The 17,536-nt window shown below is 65.7% G+C and carries 18 protein-coding genes; 7 read left to right on the top strand and 11 right to left on the bottom strand.

The window, feature by feature from the left end; translation table 11 throughout:
• Positions 1-111: 111 nt before the first annotated feature.
• Positions 112-837: a 3,4-dihydroxy-2-butanone-4-phosphate synthase gene (gene ribB / locus NO347_RS06705; protein ID WP_256288853.1), complete on the bottom strand. Its 726-nt coding sequence runs from the start codon at positions 835-837 to the stop codon at positions 112-114.
• Entirely contained in the window at positions 834-1,544 is a 711-nt protein-coding gene (locus NO347_RS06700; protein WP_256288852.1) for a CTP-dependent riboflavin kinase, read from the bottom strand. The genes ribB and NO347_RS06700 overlap by 4 nt, the downstream gene beginning before the upstream one ends.
• Positions 1,545-1,816: 272 nt before the next feature.
• Between NO347_RS06700 and argS the strand changes: the two genes are divergently transcribed.
• Complete coding sequence (gene argS, locus NO347_RS06695; protein ID WP_256288851.1) at positions 1,817-3,571, top strand: arginine--tRNA ligase; 1,755 nt, start codon at positions 1,817-1,819, stop codon at positions 3,569-3,571.
• 44 nt (positions 3,572-3,615) lie between these two features.
• On the opposite strand, the gene NO347_RS06690 is transcribed toward argS, so the two are convergent.
• Both NO347_RS06690 and minD read right to left on the bottom strand, forming a co-directional pair.
• Positions 3,616-3,762, bottom strand: a complete 147-nt coding sequence (locus tag NO347_RS06690; protein ID WP_199722996.1) for a hypothetical protein — start codon at positions 3,760-3,762, stop codon at positions 3,616-3,618.
• 55 nt (positions 3,763-3,817) lie between these two features.
• Positions 3,818-5,500 (bottom strand): cell division ATPase MinD, encoded by a 1,683-nt coding sequence (minD, locus tag NO347_RS06685; protein WP_256288850.1) that lies wholly within the window; start codon positions 5,498-5,500, stop codon positions 3,818-3,820.
• 123 nt (positions 5,501-5,623) lie between these two features.
• Here minD and prf1 point away from each other — a divergent pair, with 123 nt between their 5' ends.
• Positions 5,624-6,874: a peptide chain release factor aRF-1 gene (prf1, locus tag NO347_RS06680; protein ID WP_256288849.1), complete on the top strand. Its 1,251-nt coding sequence runs from the start codon at positions 5,624-5,626 to the stop codon at positions 6,872-6,874.
• A 10-nt stretch (positions 6,875-6,884) separates the two neighbouring features.
• Here the strand turns inward: prf1 and NO347_RS06675 are convergent, their stop codons facing one another.
• The gene (locus NO347_RS06675; protein ID WP_256288848.1) at positions 6,885-7,301 is read right to left on the bottom strand and encodes a DUF6276 family protein; all 417 of its coding nucleotides are present in this window, start codon (positions 7,299-7,301) and stop codon (positions 6,885-6,887) included.
• Positions 7,302-7,414: 113 nt separating this feature from the next.
• Here NO347_RS06675 and NO347_RS06670 point away from each other — a divergent pair, with 113 nt between their 5' ends.
• Positions 7,415-8,161: a CPBP family intramembrane glutamic endopeptidase gene (locus NO347_RS06670; RefSeq protein WP_256288847.1), complete on the top strand. Its 747-nt coding sequence runs from the start codon at positions 7,415-7,417 to the stop codon at positions 8,159-8,161.
• 92 nt (positions 8,162-8,253) lie between these two features.
• Here the strand turns inward: NO347_RS06670 and NO347_RS06665 are convergent, their stop codons facing one another.
• Together NO347_RS06665 and NO347_RS06660 are read right to left on the bottom strand one after the other, a co-directional pair.
• Positions 8,254-8,712, bottom strand: coding sequence for an NOB1 family endonuclease (locus tag NO347_RS06665; protein WP_256288846.1), 459 nt, complete (start codon positions 8,710-8,712; stop codon positions 8,254-8,256).
• A 16-nt stretch (positions 8,713-8,728) separates the two neighbouring features.
• Positions 8,729-8,983, bottom strand: a complete 255-nt coding sequence (locus NO347_RS06660) for a PRC-barrel domain-containing protein (RefSeq protein ID WP_121568491.1) — start codon at positions 8,981-8,983, stop codon at positions 8,729-8,731.
• A 233-nt stretch (positions 8,984-9,216) separates the two neighbouring features.
• On the opposite strand from NO347_RS06660, the gene infB reads away from it, so the two are divergent.
• Positions 9,217-11,031, top strand: a complete 1,815-nt coding sequence (gene infB, locus NO347_RS06655) for a translation initiation factor IF-2 (RefSeq protein ID WP_256288844.1) — start codon at positions 9,217-9,219, stop codon at positions 11,029-11,031.
• Positions 11,032-11,089: 58 nt separating this feature from the next.
• Here the strand turns inward: infB and NO347_RS06650 are convergent, their stop codons facing one another.
• The 4 genes from NO347_RS06650 to NO347_RS06635 all read right to left on the bottom strand — a co-directional run bounded on the left by NO347_RS06650 (position 11,090) and on the right by NO347_RS06635 (position 13,930).
• A complete protein-coding gene (locus NO347_RS06650; RefSeq protein WP_121568493.1) occupies positions 11,090-11,470 on the bottom strand; it encodes a DUF5811 family protein in 381 nt (126 codons plus the stop codon).
• Positions 11,471-11,572: 102 nt separating this feature from the next.
• Entirely contained in the window at positions 11,573-12,046 is a 474-nt protein-coding gene (locus NO347_RS06645; RefSeq protein ID WP_256288842.1) for a pyruvoyl-dependent arginine decarboxylase, read from the bottom strand.
• Positions 12,047-12,141: 95 nt separating this feature from the next.
• Positions 12,142-13,371, bottom strand: coding sequence for a proteasome-activating nucleotidase Pan2 (pan2, locus tag NO347_RS06640; protein ID WP_256288841.1), 1,230 nt, complete (start codon positions 13,369-13,371; stop codon positions 12,142-12,144).
• 88 nt (positions 13,372-13,459) lie between these two features.
• On the bottom strand, positions 13,460-13,930 hold the full coding sequence (locus NO347_RS06635) for a deoxyuridine 5'-triphosphate nucleotidohydrolase (RefSeq protein ID WP_256288840.1): 471 nt from the start codon (positions 13,928-13,930) through the stop codon (positions 13,460-13,462).
• Between the two features lie 223 nt (positions 13,931-14,153).
• Between NO347_RS06635 and NO347_RS06630 the strand changes: the two genes are divergently transcribed.
• The 3 genes from NO347_RS06630 to NO347_RS06620 all read left to right on the top strand — a co-directional run bounded on the left by NO347_RS06630 (position 14,154) and on the right by NO347_RS06620 (position 17,452).
• Positions 14,154-16,130, top strand: coding sequence for an aconitate hydratase (locus NO347_RS06630; protein ID WP_256288839.1), 1,977 nt, complete (start codon positions 14,154-14,156; stop codon positions 16,128-16,130).
• Between the two features lie 255 nt (positions 16,131-16,385).
• Entirely contained in the window at positions 16,386-16,877 is a 492-nt protein-coding gene (rimI, locus tag NO347_RS06625; RefSeq protein WP_256288914.1) for a ribosomal protein S18-alanine N-acetyltransferase, read from the top strand.
• A 68-nt stretch (positions 16,878-16,945) separates the two neighbouring features.
• The gene (locus NO347_RS06620; RefSeq protein ID WP_256288838.1) at positions 16,946-17,452 is read left to right on the top strand and encodes a DUF5810 domain-containing protein; all 507 of its coding nucleotides are present in this window, start codon (positions 16,946-16,948) and stop codon (positions 17,450-17,452) included.
• The last annotated feature ends 84 nt before the right edge of the window (positions 17,453-17,536 follow it).

The raw sequence follows: 17,536 nt of genomic DNA, 5'->3' as shown, positions 1-17,536 counted from the left end.
GTTTGCGGCGAATTGCGCCGTCGGTGCGGTGGATCTGCGGGGGCAGGAAAACGGAGTCGGCAGCCCTCAATCAGAGCAGCAGCCCTCAAGCGGGAACGCGGAACTGTCGGCTCAGACGTGGTCTATCCCGTCGGCCAATCGCTCGATGATGTCCGCGCCTTCGACGTAGACGAGATCGTTCTGACGGGCGTATTCGAGCGCGGCAGTCGGCGTTCGAGCGCCGCCGGACTCGGCGTCGAGCATCTCGCAGACGACGACCGCAGGCGGGCGGTCAGCCGCCTCAGCGAGCGCGAGACCGAGTTCCGTGTGCCCGCGACGGTCGTCGAGGAGTCCCGGTGCGCCGCGGAGGATATGCACGTGGCCCGGCGTGCGGAACTCGGCGGCGAACTCCGAGGCGTCGTAGTCGCTGTCGGGCTCCGCTGCCTGTTCGGCGGCCGAGGAGAGTTCGCGGATCGTGAGTGCGCGGTCGTCGTCGGTGATGCCCGTGAACGTCTCGCGGTGGTTTACGGGCAGTGAGAACGACGAGCGGTCGTCGTAGCCGAGGTCGTGGTCCGCGGCCGCGGGGTGGTCGAACTCGTCTTCGAGGAAGGGCAGTTCGAGGGTCTCTGCGACGGGGTGTGAGACGGCAGTGCAGATCAATCCCCCGGCGTCGCTCCGAAGACGGACGACGTCGTCGGCGTCGACCGCGCCTGCGGGGTAGATGATGTCCGTCTCGCCCTCGCGGTCGGCGGCGTCGTGGACGAGCACTGGCTGGCCCTCGCGGAACGCCTCGATGGCGCGGTCGACGGCGCTCTCACCGGTCGTGTCGACAGCGACGTCCGAACGCGTGCGCGTCATCGAACCGCCTCCACGCGAACGGAAACCGCGTCGCCGTCGTCGAGATCGAGCGCATCCCGAAGCCGGACGGGCGCGATGATCTCCAGTTGCGTCTCGTCGTGGTGCGTGCGCTCGGGGACGATGATGTGCGTCGTCTCGGCGACTTCGCCGTCGTACTCGACGGTCGCGTCGTAGCACGTCGCCGGCCCGAACGTCCGTTCGTCGTCCTCCCAGCCGTCGATGGGGACGCCCGAAAGCGACGTCATCGCCGAGCGAGCACGGATGCTCTCCTCGTCGAGGTCGACGTTGAGCGTGCCGGGGAACGGCTCGTAGCCGAGTCGCTCCTCGAACTGTTCCATATAGCCCGACAGAGAGATGTAGTGTCGTCCTTCGCCCATTCCACTCGTGACGGTGCCTTCAAGTTCGACGGCCGAGGGGTCAGTGCCCTCGAAGATCCGCCGGTAGTGGGCGTATTCTCGGTGCAGCGCCGCCTCACCGGAGTCGGTCAGCGACACCCACTGACCGTCGGCGACGACGTCGCGCTCGACGTGGCCGGCGGTTTCGAGCCGCTGGAGCCGACGCGAGGCGGTCTGGCTCGACGCGTCGAGGCGTTCGGCGAGGCTCGAACAGGAGATCTTGACCGGGCCGGAGAGCGCGCCTTCGAGGGCGACGAATTTCAGCGCCGCCAACTCGTCGTTTCCCACGGCGGAGACTGCCGATTCAGACATTATCCGGAGTTGGGAGGCTGCCCTGTTAAGTATAACGGCTATGAGATGTATAACAGAAGTGTTACGGTGGACCGTCTCCGGAATCACGGAGACGAGACTTATCTCAGTATTGTTCCTTCCCGCTTCTAAAGGCGTCGATCGCAGTGCGGCGGGTCGGTTGCATCACCTCCGTTCCGGCCAGCAATCGCACTGTGTTCGTCGCCCCCGAGGAGTGCTCCCCGAGCGCGAGAGCGTTCGGAAAGGCATTTAGCCGCGGTTCGAGAACGGCGAGTATGTTCAGAACCTTCCGTTCGGAGGTCGAGGACGCGGTCGAGGCGGCGCTGGCCGCGCTCGACCTCCCGACCGACGACCTCGGGGTCGAAGAGCCGCCGGAGGACGTCCCGGCGACGCTCGCATCCAGCGTCGCCTTCCGTCTCGCCGGCGAGGTCGGTGCACCGCCGCCGGCAGTCGCCGAAGACGTCGCCGAGGCGATCGACCTCGACGACGCGGAATACATCGCGAGCGTCGACACGCAGGGCCCGTACGTGAACTTCTACGTCGCCGACGCCTACTACGCGGACACGCTCTCGGCCGGCCGCGACGCCGAGTACGGGGCGCTCCCCGATACGGGCCAATCGGTCGTCGTCGAGCACACGAGCGCGAACCCGACCGGTCCGGTCCACGTCGGTCGCGCTCGAAATCCGATCTTCGGTGACGCCGTCGCCCGCCTGCTCGAGTACGCCGGCAACGACGTCGAAACGCACTACTACGTCAACGATGCCGGCCGCCAGGTCGCCGTCTTCACCTGGGCCTACGAGACGTTCGAGGAGTCAGAGCTCCCCGAGCCGGAACGCGACCGCGCGGACTACGACCTCGTCCGCTACTACCGGAAGGGCAACGAGTATCTCGAATCTGCCGACGACGAGGAACTCGCGGCCGCCGAAGAGGCGATCGCCGAGATTATGCAGGGTCTCGAAGCGGGCGACGAGGAAACTTACGAACGCGTCGCGGTCGTCGTCGATCAGGTGCTCGGCGGGATGCGGGAGTCCCTCGAACGCCTCCCGGCGGAGTTCGACCGGTTCGTCAAGGAGACGAAGTTCATTCGCAACGGCGACGCCGACGACGTCGTCAGACGGCTGAAAGACTCCGAACACGCCGTCTACGAGGAGGACGCCTGGCAGTTGGACCTCTCGGCGTTCGGGTTAGAGAAGAACCTCGTCTTCCTCCGCTCTGACGACACCACGCTGTACACAACCCGCGACCTCGCACACCACGAGTGGAAGTTCGACAACTACGACGAGGCGGTGACGATCCTCGGAGAAGACCACAAGCTCCAGGCCGAGCAGCTGGAAGCCGCGCTCGACATTCTGGGTAACGACACCGACCAGCTCCGGCAGACGTTCTACTCGTGGGTAAACCTCCCGGAGGGCGGGATGTCGACCCGCGAGGGTACCGGCGTCGACCTCGACGACTTACTCGACGAGTCCGTCCGGCGCGCTCGCGAAGAAGTCGAAGAGCGTCTGGACTCGCGGATCCGGAGCGACGAACTCACCGACGACGACATCGACCGCATCGCCCGCCAGGTCGGCATCGGCGCCGTCCGCTACGACATCGTCTCGAAACAGCCGACGAAGGGCATCACCTTCGAGTGGGAACGCGCGCTCGACTTCGAGGCGCAGTCGGCTCCGTACGTCCAGTACGTCCACGCGCGCTGTTGCGGCATCGAGAGCGAAGCCGCCGATGCGGGCATCGAGGCGTCGGCCGACGTTTCGGTGCTCGACACCGACGCCGAGCGCGCGCTCCTGCGAGACGTCGCGCGCTTCCCGGCCGTGATCGAACAGGCGGCCGACGACCTCGAACCCCACGTCGTCGCGACGTTCGCTCGCGAGTTCGCAGAGACGTTCAACACGTTCTACCGCGAGTGTTCGGTCCTCAACGCCGACGACGAGGCGGTCGCAGCGGCACGGCTCGGTCTCGTGGAGGCGTCGCGGCACACGGTCGCGAACGCGCTCGACGTCCTCGGGATCGAGGCGCCGGATTCGATGTAGCTCCCGTAGGGGCACACCCCGTCGAGAGTCTCGAGTTCCCTAGATTACAGTCCGAACGGTGTGACCGGAACGATGGCCCCGGCGACGAGCGATCCGCCGACGGCAAGCACCGTTGCGACCCCGGCTCCGAGCGCTAACAGTAGGAACAGGACGAGCCACCAGAAGGGAACGCTGGAATCTTTCTCTGCCATATCCTCGATTCACCGCACCCGCATAAAAGAAGCTCCCGCTTCGGCGCGCTGACAGCTAGCGGAAGATGCGTCCGAAGAACCCCTTTTTGGTGTCGTCGCCGTCTTCGGAGTCGCCGTCTTCGGGGGCATCGTCGGCGGCGTCTTCGTCGTCGGCGTCGGCGCTGGAACGGTCGTCGGCGTCGTCTCGCCCGGAACGGTCGGTGCCGCTACCCTCTCCGAGATCGGCCTCCTCCGCCAGCGACGTCGTATAGACGCCGCCTTCCGAGTCCTCCTCGGCAGTCGCGTCCGACCCGGACGGCGTTACTTCGGCGGCGCTCGCGGACTCGACGAGCGGCCGCTCGTCCTCGGTAGCAGCGTCGGCGTCCGATTCGGCATCCGAGTCCGACTCCGCATCCGCGTTCGGCTCGACGTCCCTGTCCGATTCGGCGTCTCGAACGTCGGCCGGCGTCGGATCGACCTCGGCGTCGGGATCGACCGACGACGCTTCCTCGTGTGCTTCGATCACCTCGACTGTCTCTGGGTCGAGGTCACCTTCGTGCCTCCCGGCGACGACGATGTCTTCCTCGGAGAAGCGTACGTCTTCGTCGTCTTCTCTCGTCGATTCGCTGTCGTCGGACGGCGTTTCCGGAGTCGCATCCGCCTCGTCGTCGGAAGCCGTCTCGTCCGCATCCGAGGTCGTCTCGAGGATCTCCGCATCGTCGTCGACGCCCGGCTCCGATTCGTCTTCTGAGGCCGTAGCGGACTCATCGCTCGACGGGAGATCGCCTCCCGACAGCGATTCCTCGTCCGGAAGTGGATCGTCCTCTGGGAGTGCGTTGCCGAGGGGGTCGTCGGGACCGAGCGCGTCGTCGGCGCCGAGTTCGGCGGCGGCATTCGCACCCGGAACGTCGGTGTCGGCGGCGGCGGAGGCTTCGGGCGCGTCGTCGTCGAGGGAGGCTTCGGACGTGTCGTCGACGGCAGACGCGTCGGGTGTATCGTCTGCAGACGCTCCTGAGACGTCGTTGGATGCTGTTTCGGGAGGTTCGTCTGCTGCGACGTCCTCGCCGGTGAGACTGCTCGCGAGCGATCGATACGCCGCAGCCGCCGTGCTCCCGGGGGCGAACGTGGTCAGCGGTTCACCGGCGTCGGACGCCTGCCGGACCGCGGCGGCGTCCGGAATCGTCTCGATGACGTCCGCATCGAGCAGTTCGGCGACAAGTTCGGCGTCGACCTCGACGGGATCGGCGCGCGTGAGTGCGGTGCCCGCGACGGGGATGCCGAGTCGGTCTGCGACCTGCCGGGTCTTGTCGGTGTCGCCGAGCGCGTCCCGCGTCGGGGTCGAGACGAGAAGTGCCTCGTCGACGTGGGTAAGCGGTACCACGGTGTCGTTGCTGAGTCCCGCGCCCGTGTCGAGGACGACGTACTCGTAGCGGTCGGCGAGCACTTCGAGGACGGATTGCATCTCCTCGGGATCGGCGCGCGAGAACGCGTCGAGATCCGCCGATCCGGGGACGACCGCCATCCCGTGCGGTCCTTCGTGGATGGCGTCGTCGACGTCGGCGTCGCCGGCGAGAACGTCGTGAAGCGTTACGTCGCCGACGGTGACGCCGACCGCACCGGCGAGATTCGCCATCCCGAGATCGCCGTCGACGATGGCGACGCTCGATCCCGCGGCGGCGAGCGTGGCAGCGAGATTCGCCGCCGTCGTCGTCTTGCCGACCCCCCCTTTCGCGCTGACGACTGCGTACACACGGCCCATTGTTTCGTTCCGTGAGTCCCGCGTGGAGAATATAAATCTGTCCGGGGCGTCGAGGTGACGCGCGAGCACGCTGTGACGACATAGTCGCAGGTTACTTACCCACTGGAGGGGCTAGTACGGGTAATGAGTACCGACGCCGACGAGGTGAACGAGGACCGTCGGAAGTACGAGTTCCGGAAGGTCATCGAGGAACTCAAAGACTACGAGGGTTCCGGCACGCAGCTCGTCACGATCTACATCCCCCCGGACAAGCAGATCTCCGACGTCGTCGCCCACGTTACCCAGGAGCACTCGGAGGCGTCCAACATCAAGTCCAAGCAGACGCGGACGAACGTGCAGGACGCGCTCACGTCGATCAAAGACCGGCTCCGCTACTACGACACGTACCCGCCGGACAACGGCATCGTCCTGTTCTCGGGTGCAGTCAACTCCGGCGGCGGCCAGACGGATATGGTGACGCGGGCGCTCGAAAGTCCGCCCGAACCGATCCAGTCGTTCCGCTATCACTGCGACTCGAACTTCCTCACCGAGCCGTTAGAGGAGATGCTGACCGACAAGGGCCTCTTCGGCCTGATCGTCCTCGACCGGCGCGAGGCGAACGTCGGCTGGCTGAAGGGCAAGCGCGTCGAGCCGGTCAAGTCCGCCTCCTCGCTCGTCCCCGGCAAGCAGCGGAAAGGTGGCCAGTCAGCGCAGCGGTTCGCTCGCCTCCGTCTCGAAGCCATCGACAACTTCTATCAGGAGGTCGCGGAGATGGCGAACGATCTGATGGTCCCCAAGCGCCACGAGATGGACGGGATCCTCGTCGGCGGCCCCTCGCCGACGAAAGACGAGTTCCTCGACGGCGACTACCTGCACCACGAACTCCAGGACCACGTGAAAGGGAAGTTCGACGTCTCCTACACCGACGAGTCGGGACTCTACGACCTCGTCGACGCCGCACAGGACGTCCTCGCCGACCAGGAGGTAATGAAGGACAAAGCCCAGATGGAGGAGTTCTTCGAGAACCTTCATACGGGCGAGGAGGCGACCTACGGCTTCGGACCGACCCGCAAGAACCTGATGATGGGGTCCGTAGACCGACTCTTGCTCTCGGAGGATCTCCGCTCGGACGTCGTGATCTACGAGTGTCCGAACGGCCACGAGGAGTACGAGGTCGTCGACCGCCGCCACAGCGACCCCGGCCACGTCTGCAGCGAGTGCGGCGAGGAAGCCGAGAAAGTCGACCGCGAGGACGTGATCGAACATCTGATGGAGATCGCCGAACAGCGCGGCACCGAGACGAAGTTCATCTCGACGGACTTCGAGAAGGGCGAACAACTCTACGACGCCTTCGGCGGCATCGCCGGTATTCTGCGGTACTCCACCGGCGTCTAAGCGGACGCTGTTATTCGAGAATCGATTCGAGCTGTCGCCGTCGACGCGCTAAATCCACGTATGGCTCGACCGTCTCGTCGGCCGCGAGTCGATCTAACGTCAGAAAGACGTCCGCACCCGCTCGCTCGGCGTACTCGACGAGCGACTGGATCGCCGGGCGGTTCGTCGCCAGCGAATCGAGCAGGCCGACCGCGAGCACCAGCGCGACTCCGCCCTCCCCGGTTGGGATGGCCGACGGGACTTCCGCCGATCCAGCGTCCAGAGCCGCTTCTGTCTCGGATTCTTCGTCGTCTTCGAGCGGATACGTGCGAAGACAGCGCGGACAGTACCCGGCGACGGCGGCCGATTCGGGGGCGAACTCGCGTATCTCTGACGGGACCGCGACGCGAACGAGGGGGCGCTCGCAGTGCGAGCACGTTGCTGACATACGTGAACCTACGCGGGCAGCCTTGAAAGACGCTGTCGCTGTGGCTCCCCGGCCGACGAGCGGCACGGGACCGGTATCCCTATTCACGCCGACGCCCTAGCGCGAGGCAATCAATGGCCTCGGACGCCCACTCCTCGCTCGACGACCCGCGGACGCACCTCCGCGCGTTCGGTGGCACCTTCGTCGTCGTCGCGCTCGTAGTGCTACTCGCGTCAGTGACCGTCTCGCTCGGGTATCCGCTGCTGGACGCCGCCGGCGTCGATCGAGAGAGCGCGCTCGGTCTCGCACTCCGGAGCGCGTTCCAGTTCGTCGGCTTCGGCATCGCGGGCGCCGGCTTCCTCCTCGTGACGGACCAGAGCGATCTCGTCCCGGTTCGCAGGCCGACGCGGCAGGATCTGACGTGGCTCGTCGGCGGTTTCTTCGGCCTACTGGGACTGTTCGTCGCGGTCTCGGGGCTGCTCAGCGTGCTCGGGATCCAGGGAGCCGACAGCGCGATCGTCGCCCAGGGGAGCGATCAGCCGATCTACTTCCTGTATCTGATTCCGGTGACGATCCTGCTCGTCGGACCGACTGAGGAACTGATCTTCCGGGGAGTCGTGCAGGGACTGTTCCGCCGTGCGTACGGCTCCGGGTTCGCTATCGCCGCCGCCAGCGCGGTCTTCGCCGCCGTGCACGTCACGTCCTACAGCGGCGATGGCCTGCTCGCGACGCTCGCAACCGTGCTCGTCCTCGGGGGTGTCCTCGGCGTCGTCTACGAGAAGAGCGAGAACCTCGTGGTTCCCGCCGTGATTCACGGCCTGTTCAACACCGTGCAGTTCGTCGCCGTCTACGCGACGACGACCGGGCTCGTCAGCCTATAAGTACGCATAGGCGCGTTCGAGACAGGGACGCGTCGCTCAGTAGGTAATCTGGACCCGAGAAGCGAGAGCGCGATCGGCGTTCGGACCGACGCTTACGCTGGGTTCTTGCGCGCCAGCTCCATCCCGCAGATCGGACAGCGGTCGCGGTGTTCGTCGAACTCGCGGCCACAGCCCTGACACTGGAACTTCCAGTCGCGCTTCTCCGAGATGCCCTCGCGGGCGATGATCTTCACGTCGATGTCGACGTGGTCTGCGACGTTCTGCATCGCGTAGTCGTCAGTGACGAGCGTGGCATCGAGTTCGAAAGCCGCGGCGAGAAGCCTGACGTCAGTTTCCGAGAGCGTCTCGGAGTCGCCGGTCTCGCGGGCCGCGCGCTGGATCTTCTCGACCGTCCCGCCAGCGGGGATGTGGATGTGCATTCCAGACCCCTCGTCGGCGTCGTAGCGATACGACGCCTCGCCCTCCAGTTCCTCGCGGACCATCGGGACCGACGCGATGTCGTCTGTGGTGTGATACTCGTGGATGAACGCCGAAGAATCGAGAACCTGCATCGGACGTCGCCCTGAGTTATGGTTGCACGACGATGTAGTCTTTGACGTCCTGTACGTGAGAGACGGGGACCCGGATGACCTGCTCGTGGTCGTCCTGGATCGTCTCGAACCGGAGTTGATCCGGATTGACGTCTTCGTACGGTGAGACGAGGAGATCGTTGACCGTTCCGGTCTTTACGTTCATCTCGACGTTGTACAGCACTCCGAGTTGCGCGCCGTCTGACCCCATCACGCCTTTCCCGGAGAGGTCCTCGGCGAGTTCGTCCGGCATACCCCGCAATACTGCGTACTGTTACATAAACGCCACGGGCCACGCGGCCAGCGACCGCACAGCGGAGGTCAGATGGCGCGCGCAGACGACGTACCAAGGCGCACACAGACGACGTACCAAGGCGCACACAGACGTTCGATATCGCAGAAACGACGCCATCCGCGGATGACGATGGACTTAACTACAGTCCAGCAGTGATCTACACACAAGGAACTTCTCCGGGGTGATTCTCTATGTCTGACACCGACGCCGACGCCGCCTCGACAGCCGAATCGAACGCGCTACGCACACCGATCGTCGCCGTTCTCGGCCACGTCGACCACGGCAAGACGACGCTGCTCGATAAGATCCGCGGCTCCGCGGTGAGCGAAGGCGAAGCCGGTGCGATCACCCAGCACATCGGCGCGACCGCCGTCCCGCTCGACACCGTCTCGGAGATGGCGGGCGACCTCGTCGACCCAACGGACTTCGACCTCCCCGGTCTCCTCTTCATCGACACCCCGGGACACCACTCGTTCACGACGCTCCGCTCGCGCGGCGGGGCACTGGCCGACATCGCGGTCGTCGTCGTCGACGTCAACGACGGCTTCCAGCCACAGACGATCGAGGCGCTCGAAATCCTCCAGCGGACGGGCACGCCGTTCGTCGTCGCCGCCAACAAGATCGACACGACGCCCGGCTGGAACCCCAACGAGGGGATGCCGATCCAGGCGACCTACGAACAGCAGTCGGGCAACGCGCGAAGCCGCCTCGACGAGAATCTCTACGAGATCATCGGCGACCTCTCCGATGAGGGCTTCTCGGCCGACCTCTACTGGCGCGTCCAGAACTTTACGAAGAACGTCGGCGTCGTCCCGATCTCTGCGATCACCAGCGAGGGGATCCCGGACCTCCTGGCCGTCCTGATGGGCCTCTCCCAGCGCTATATGAAAGAGCAGATGGCCGTCGACGTCACCGGCCCCGGCGCGGGGACGGTCCTGGAAGTCAAAGACGAGCGCGGCTTCGGGGCCACCGTCGACGTCGTCCTCTACGACGGAAGCATCCGCGCGGACGATCAGATCGTCGTCGGCGGCATCGACGGGCCGATCGTGACCGACGTCCGTGCGCTCCTCCAGCCACGCCCGAACGCGGAGATCCGGGTCGAGAAGCGCTTCGACAAGGTCGAGGAAGTACGGGCCGCAGCGGGGATCAAAGTCGCCGCCCCGGAACTCGACGACGCGATGGCTGGCGCGCCGATCCGCGTCGTCCGCGACCGCGACCTCGACGACGTCATCGACGAAGTCGAGGCCGAACTCGCCGAGATTCAGGTCTCCACCGAGGAGGAGGGCGTCGTCGTCAAAGCGGACACGCTCGGCAGCCTCGAAGCGATGGCGAACGCCCTGCGAGAGGCCGAAGTGCCGATCCTCCGTGCCGAGGTCGGCGACATCGCGCCGCGGGACGTCGCCGTCGCGTCGACCGCGAACGAGGAGAAACACCGCGTCATCCTCGGATTCAACGTCGACGTGCTCTCGAACGCCGAGACCGAGCTCGACGAGAGCGAGGTCAAACTGTTCGACGACGACGTCATCTATCAGCTCATCGAAGACTACGAGGGCTTCGTCGAAGACCTCGAACGCGCCCAGCAGGAGACCGTCCTGGACAAGATCGTCCGGCCGTGTCGCTTCCGCATCCTCGAAGACCACGTCTTCCGGCAGTCGGATCCGGCCGTCGTCGGCGTCGAGGTCCTCTCGGGGACGCTGAAGAACAACCAGAACGTCGTGAAGTGGGAGGGTAACGAACCCACCCGCGTCGGTCAGCTCTCGGGGATCCAAGAGCAGGGCGAAGACGTCTCGGAGGCCCGTTCGGGCACGCGCGTCTCCGTCGCCATCGACGGACCGACCGTGGGTCGGCAGATCGACGAGGGTGACGAACTGTGGATCGAACTGCCCGAAAAGCACGCGAAGATCCTCGAACAGGAGCTCTCCGACGACATCCCGGCCGACGAACTGGAGGCACTGACGAGCTACCTCGACAAGCACCGCAAGCGCGACCCCTTCTGGGGGAAATAGCGACGCTGGCGTCGACGAGTTCTTTTCCAGTACGCAGTCCGAGCGAAACGAGTCGCGACTATCGCGCCGTCGGCGTGAGGCCGTCGCCGACGGTGTTCATCACCTGGAGCGCGGCGGAGGCGGCGAGGCCGCGGGCGACCTCGTCGCGGTCCTCGTCGGTGAGGCCCGATTCGAGGTCCTCCTCGTCGGGCGTGAAGCCCGCGCTGACCGGGCGACCGGCGGGCGGACGGACCGCCACCGTCGCCTGCGGCCCGTTCGCGCCGTAGGAGAGTTCCGAGCCGACGGCGTAGCCGTCGGGAAGATACGCCTGCGTCCGGGAAACGATGCCGGCGACAGCGGTCCGAAGCTGCCGTACCTGCGCCACCGAAAGCTCGACGTCCTCGGGACGGCCCGCGTCGACGACACCAGGAGCGCCTGCGTAAGGGTTGTTTCCGTTCATACAGTGGGTCACCGTGAATAGGGTTACGTGTCGTATAAAGCCGTCGGCAGCATCAAAACGTTCGGCCTCACAGCGCCGCCGAGCGTCCACAGAGCCCAAACCCTAGAAAATCGACTCGCTATCGCCGTAGACCGCGAGCGTGACCGCCGTCGTGTAGCCTTCGCCGTCGGCCTCGGCGGTCGTGACCGTGACCTGCTCGTCGGTGAACTCCCATTCGTCGCGGAGGTCGCGGCCGGCGTCGAGTCCGACCACGACGCTCCGGCGAACCGCGGTCGGATCCTCGCCGGACGCTTCGTAGAACAGTCCCGGGCCGGGGCCCGTCGCCCAGCCGAGCCCTGCGGAGACGCTCCCGACCCCACCGGTCGTGGCCCGCGCTTCGACGACCGTGAGTCGGTTACCCGCCGGCCCCAGGTCGGATGCAGTGCCGACTTCCTCGACAGTCGCGTCGGCGGGGATCACCGAGGAGACGGCGACCAGATTGTAGTTGTGGACGTTCGCGTCGGCGAGGGCGGCGTCGTACGACGCCATCTTCGTGGGGGCGTCGCCCACGCCGTGAACGATCCGGATGGTGCTCATACCGGACAACGACGGCGCGGAGAATAAGCGGTTACGAATCGACCGCGAAACGACAGTCGGACGCGGAGTCCGCAGAAAGGAGCTCAGGTGCCGCCTCAGTACTGATAGGTCGTCGGACCCGGAATCGTCGTCTGCTCGTCGGCGTCTTCGATCTTCGCGTAGGCGTCGTCGAAGTCCCGGCGGCGGACTTCGGTGCGACCGTCGCGGATGGCGAACATCCCGGCTTCGGTCGAGAGAGCGGCGATCTCGGCGCCGGAGTAGTCCTCAAGCAACTTGGCGAGGTCGCCGAAGTCGACGTCGTCAGCGACGTTCATATCGCGCGTGTGAATCTCGAGGATGTGTTCGCGGCCTTCCTGGCCGGGCTTGGGGACTTCGATGAGGCGGTCGAAGCGGCCGGGGCGGAGGATCGCCTCGTCGAGCATATCGAAGCGGTTCGTCGCCGCCATAATCCGGACGTCGCCGCGGTCGTCGAAGCCGTCCATCTCAGAGAGCAGTTGCATCATCGTCCGCTGGACCTCGGCGTCGCCGGAGGTCTTCGAGTCCGTCCGCTTGGAGGCGACGGCGTCGATCTCGTCGATGAAGATGACGGCGGGTTCGCGCTCGGCGGCGAGGTCGAAGAGGTCCCGGACGAGCCGCGAGCCCTCGCCGATGAACTTCCGGACGAGTTCGGAGCCGGCCATCTTGATGAACGTCGCGTCGGTCTCGTTGGCGACGGCCTTCGCGAGCATCGTCTTGCCGGTGCCCGGCGGGCCGTACAGCAGGACGCCCGAGGGCGGGTCGACGCCGACTTCCTCGAACATCTCGGGGCTCGTGAGCGGGTCTTCGACGGCCTCGCGGACCTCGCGGATCTGGTCGTCGATACCGCCGATGTCCTCGTAGGAGACCGTCGGGGAGGCGTCGATCTCCATCGCCTGCGCCCGCGAGTCGGTCTCGTCGTCGAGCAACTGCTGAATGGCGAAGGAGTCGTTGATCGCGACGCGGTCGCCAGCTTCGAGTTCGCTATCGAGGTGTGGCGACGCTTCGGTGAGGACCTCCTGGTTGTTCCCGTGCTGTTTGATCACGACGCCGTCGTCGGTGAGTTCCTCGACCGTTGCGAGGTACAGCGAGGAGGTCTTCAGCGTCTCGTTGCGACGCTTGAGCTGTTCGACCTCCTCGTGTAGTTCCTCCTGGCGGTCGGTCGCCTCCGAGAGGCGTTCGTCGAGTTCGTCGTTGACGGAGACGAGTCGTTCGTAGTGTTGGCGGATCGCCGCTAAGCGCTCCGCATCCGACATCTCTGGGTCGAGGTCCAGACGCGGCCGGTCTGGTAGAGACGGACTCCGGGACATCAGTTAGCCGCACTTGGAGGTGGGCGTAAATGTGCTTTTGGGTAGTCCCGATCCCCTGTGGGTATCCGGCGGCGGGACGCGGGCTTTCTCACCCGTCGAGGCGCTCGCGCTGGTAGGAGCCGTCGTAGACGTCCTCGTGCGACGCCTCGGCGAGGACGAGCTGGGCGACGCGCGCGCCGCGTTCGAGCCGGACGGGATGGTGCACCTGAAGCAGCCCTTCCCCTTTCCCTTCGTACCCGGCGTCCCAAACGGCCGTGTTGAGCATACAGGAGTTACGCATCAGCGTCGACCGCGGGTAGAGGAAGCCGACGTGGCCCTCGGGGATCGCGATCGTCTCTGCGTACTGGAGAATGTAGCCGCCGGTGTCGAGCTGGAAGATGTCGTCCGCGTCGGTGCCGACGGACTCGCGCTCGCCGACGGTTTTCCCGTCCGTGCCGACGAATCCGGGGTCGGTCTGTTCGAGAACGTCGCCGAGGGTCAGGTCGACGCCGTTCGGCTGCACTTGCTCGTCGTCGATAGCGTCGATGTGCGAGGCGACGAACGATCCGGAACGGAACATATCGGGAGGCTGCGGGCCGGGCGCAAAACCGTGTCGTTCTTCGGGGTCGAGGGAGGGTGACCGGACCAGCCGCGCGCGAGATATTTATTATACTGGGGGTAAACTAATCGGCAGCGAGAGAGCCTGTTCCTATTGAATTAGGACAAACTATGTGTATTATGGACATACTTCCGGCCTCAAACATGCGGGATTTATAGTCGTAGACGGTCGACCCACGGATGTTATGGGACAGACGCTCACAGAAAAGATTCTCGACGACCACCTCGTCGAGGGCGAACTCGAACCCGGAGAGGAGATCGGGATCGAGATCGATCAGGTCCTCGCACAGGACACGACAGGTACGATGGTATGGCTGCAGTTCGAGGCGCTCGAGCTCGACGAAGTCCAGACCGAGCTCGCAGCGCAGTACTGTGACCACCAGACCTACCAGTTCGACTTTAAGAACACCGACGACCACCGCTTCCTCCGCTCTGCGGCCGGCACCTACGGCGCGTACTTCTCTCGCCCGGGCAACGGCATCTGCCACAACGTCCACAAAGAGAACTTCGCCGCACCCGGTAAGACGCTGCTCGGCTCGGACTCGCACACCCCGACGCCCGGCGGCCTCGGTCAGCTCGCGATCGGCGCGGGTGGCCTCGACATCTCCGTCGCGATGGGCGGCGGCGCGTACTACGTCGAGATGCCGGAAGTCGTCAACGTCCGCCTCGAAGGCGAGCTCCCCGAGTGGGCGAGCGCGAAGGACGTCATCCTCGAGATGCTCCGTCGGCTCTCCGTGAAGGGCGGCGTCGGCAAGGTCTTCGAGTACACCGGTCCCGGCGTCGAGACGCTCTCGGTTCCGGAGCGGACGACGATCACGAATATGGGTACCGAACTCGGCGCGACCTCCTCGATCTTCCCGACCGACGAGAAGACCGAAGACTACCTCGCGCGACAGGGTCGTGAAGACGAGTACGTCGAGCTCTCGCCCGACGAGGACGCCGAGTACGCCGACGAGGTCGTCATCGACCTCTCGGAGATCGAGCCGCTCGTCGCGAAGCCGTCGATGCCGGACAAGGTCGTTCCCGTCCGCGAAGTCGAAGGCGAGTCCGTCGAGCAGGTCATCGTCGGCTCCTGTACGAACGGTGGCTACGAGGACATCCTCCCGGCCGCGAAGATGCTCGAAGGCCGCGAGGTCGACATGAAGACCGAGATGATCGTCGCGCCCGGTTCCAAGCAGGCGTCGGAGATCCTCGCCCGCGAAGGCTGGACCGCCGAGATGATGGCGGCCGGCGTCAACTTCTCGGAGGCGACGTGTGGTGCCTGTATCGGCATCGGCCACGTCCCCGCCTCGGACTCCGTCTCCGTGCGGACGTTCAACCGCAACTTCGAGGGCCGCTCGGGCATCGAAGACGACTCCGTCTTCCTCGCCTCGCCGGAGGTCGCCGCCGCCGCGGCGATCAAAGGCGAACTCGTCGACCCGCGTGACCTCGCCGACGAACTCGGCGACCTCGAAGCGCCCGGCGTCGAACTCCCCGACGCGTACGACGGCTCGAAGACCGACATCATCGAGCCCGAGGAGGCCGTCGACGACGAACTCGTCAAGGGCCCCAACATCGGCTCCGCGCCGATCGGCGAGCCGCTCGAGGCCGACATCGAGGGTGAGGTGCTCCTGAAGATGGAGGACAACATCACGACGGACCACATCATCCCGGCCACGTCCGACATCCTCAAGTACCGCTCGAACATCGAGAAGCTCTCGGAGTTCACGCTCTCGCGCGTCGACGACACGTTCGCACAGCGCGCACTCGACGCGGACGGCGGCGTCCTCGTCGCGGGCGAGAACTACGGCCAGGGCTCCTCGCGCGAGCACGCGGCGATGTGTCCGCAGTACCTCGGCATCGAGGCCGTTCTCGCCGAGTCGTTCGCTCGCATCCACAAGGCGAACCTGTTCAACTTCGGAATCGTCCCGCTCTCGATCGACGAGGAGACCTACGCGGACATCGAGCAGGGCGACGACGTCGAGATCGTCACCGACGTCGCCGAAGCCGTCGCGTCCGGCGAAACCGAGTTCACCATCCGCGTGAACGACGACTGGGAGGCCACCGCGGAGCTCAACGCTTCCGAGCGCGAGCGCGGCATCCTCGAAGCCGGCGGCAAGCTCCGACTCACGAAGGAGCAGTACAAAGAGGACGGCAGCGGCGCAGCCCCCGCCGACGACTGATCGGAGCAGCTCCGTCGGCACTCACGACAGCGCGATTTTTCTTTCGTTGCGATCGACTCGGAGCCACAGCAGCCGCAGCGTCGCGTCGCTGGGGTGCGGGGCTACGATCGCGACACCCCTGTCTCATCGCCAGTCGAACTGCCCCGAGCCAGCGGATTTTTGCCTCTCACTGTCGAACCCACTGGCGTGAGCGACTCCGAGAGTGACCGCGGAAACCGGACGGACGAGACGGAATCCGGTGCGGACGGATCGAACATCGCACCCGACGTCCGGGTCCGTCCGGTCGACCGCGCCGACCTGCTCGACGTTCTCGGCATCGAGCGCGCGTCCTTCTCGGAGCCGTGGCCCTACGCGGCGTTCGAGTCGGTACTCGACGCGCCGGCGTTTCTGGTGGCGGTTCGGACCACAGAGACCGTCGGAAGCAACGAGGAGATTCTCGGCTACGTCGTCGGCGACGTGATGCCGAATCACGGCCACGACATCGGCCACATCAAAGACCTCGCCGTCCGTCCCGACGCGCGCGGGGAGGGCGTCGGTCGCCGGCTGCTCCGCGAAGCACTGTTCGGGCTCTCGCTCGCGGGCGCGGCGATCGTGAAGCTCGAAGTTCGTGAGAGCAACGACGTCGCCCGGTCGCTGTACCGCGACGAGGGCTTCGAACCGACCCGGCGGATTCCGCAGTACTACTCCGATGGCGAGGACGCCCTTTTGCTCGTCGTCGACCTCCAGAGCCGGGACAGCGACGGATAGCCCACGGCTGCAACATACGGCCGCTCGGGAACCACACGCCCTTGTACTCCGACGCCGTACCCGCGGGTATGGGCTTTTCCTGTCCGGTCTGTGAGGTTCCGCAGCAAGATGCGACCCACCTCGCGAACCATCTCGCGTTCACCGCGATGGTCAACAACGACGACCACGAGACGTGGCTCGACGAGCACGTCCCCGAGTGGTCCGAGCACGGCGAGGCGGAACTCGCTCCGAAAGTGGCCGAACTTGCATCGGAGGCTGACTACGAACAGGTATTCGAAGACACCGCCCACGCGCACGGACACGACGGGCACACCCACCAGCACGGCCATCAGCACGGGCACCAGCACGACCAGTCCGGTCCGGGCGCGGTCGATCCCGAAGCGGCCGCCGCGGCCGGGCAAGGGTCGCTCGACGAGGAGGCCCGCTCGATTCTCGCGGAGGCGCGGGAGATGACCGCCGAGATGATCGACTCGGACGCGGAGACCGACGCGGAGACCGACGGAGAGGCAGATGAGGAGTCAGAACCCGAACCTGGTCCGAACACGGGTGCGGCGGGCGAAGACACAGACGAGTAGCGCCGGAGAACTGATAGGGACTATCGTAAGTCCGCATAGATTTCTCGCCGGACGGGACGGCGAGAATCTCCGAACAGTTACGAT

This window comes from Halobellus inordinatus (assembly GCF_024464655.1).
Classification (GTDB): Archaea; Halobacteriota; Halobacteria; order Halobacteriales; family Haloferacaceae; genus Haloquadratum; species Haloquadratum inordinatus.
Note: the sequence above shows the minus strand (reverse complement) of the source record. Positions and strands in the feature narration are given on the sequence as shown.

Bases quoted from the DNA above. Each gene is read 5' to 3' on its own strand.
- ribB (WP_256288853.1), bottom strand. From the start codon at position 837: ATGACGCGCACGCGTTCGGACGTCGCTGTCGACACGACCGGTGAGAGC.
- NO347_RS06700 (WP_256288852.1), bottom strand. From the start codon at position 1,544: ATGTCTGAATCGGCAGTCTCCGCCGTGGGAAACGACGAGTTGGCGGCG.
- argS (WP_256288851.1), top strand. From the start codon at position 1,817: ATGTTCAGAACCTTCCGTTCGGAGGTCGAGGACGCGGTCGAGGCGGCG.
- NO347_RS06690 (WP_199722996.1), bottom strand. From the start codon at position 3,762: ATGGCAGAGAAAGATTCCAGCGTTCCCTTCTGGTGGCTCGTCCTGTTC.
- minD (WP_256288850.1), bottom strand. From the start codon at position 5,500: ATGGGCCGTGTGTACGCAGTCGTCAGCGCGAAAGGGGGGGTCGGCAAG.
- prf1 (WP_256288849.1), top strand. From the start codon at position 5,624: ATGAGTACCGACGCCGACGAGGTGAACGAGGACCGTCGGAAGTACGAG.
- NO347_RS06675 (WP_256288848.1), bottom strand. From the start codon at position 7,301: ATGTCAGCAACGTGCTCGCACTGCGAGCGCCCCCTCGTTCGCGTCGCG.
- NO347_RS06670 (WP_256288847.1), top strand. From the start codon at position 7,415: ATGGCCTCGGACGCCCACTCCTCGCTCGACGACCCGCGGACGCACCTC.
- NO347_RS06665 (WP_256288846.1), bottom strand. From the start codon at position 8,712: ATGCAGGTTCTCGATTCTTCGGCGTTCATCCACGAGTATCACACCACA.
- NO347_RS06660 (WP_121568491.1), bottom strand. From the start codon at position 8,983: ATGCCGGACGAACTCGCCGAGGACCTCTCCGGGAAAGGCGTGATGGGG.
- infB (WP_256288844.1), top strand. From the start codon at position 9,217: ATGTCTGACACCGACGCCGACGCCGCCTCGACAGCCGAATCGAACGCG.
- NO347_RS06650 (WP_121568493.1), bottom strand. From the start codon at position 11,470: ATGAACGGAAACAACCCTTACGCAGGCGCTCCTGGTGTCGTCGACGCG.
- NO347_RS06645 (WP_256288842.1), bottom strand. From the start codon at position 12,046: ATGAGCACCATCCGGATCGTTCACGGCGTGGGCGACGCCCCCACGAAG.
- pan2 (WP_256288841.1), bottom strand. From the start codon at position 13,371: ATGTCCCGGAGTCCGTCTCTACCAGACCGGCCGCGTCTGGACCTCGAC.
- NO347_RS06635 (WP_256288840.1), bottom strand. From the start codon at position 13,930: ATGTTCCGTTCCGGATCGTTCGTCGCCTCGCACATCGACGCTATCGAC.
- NO347_RS06630 (WP_256288839.1), top strand. From the start codon at position 14,154: ATGGGACAGACGCTCACAGAAAAGATTCTCGACGACCACCTCGTCGAG.
- NO347_RS06620 (WP_256288838.1), top strand. From the start codon at position 16,946: ATGGGCTTTTCCTGTCCGGTCTGTGAGGTTCCGCAGCAAGATGCGACC.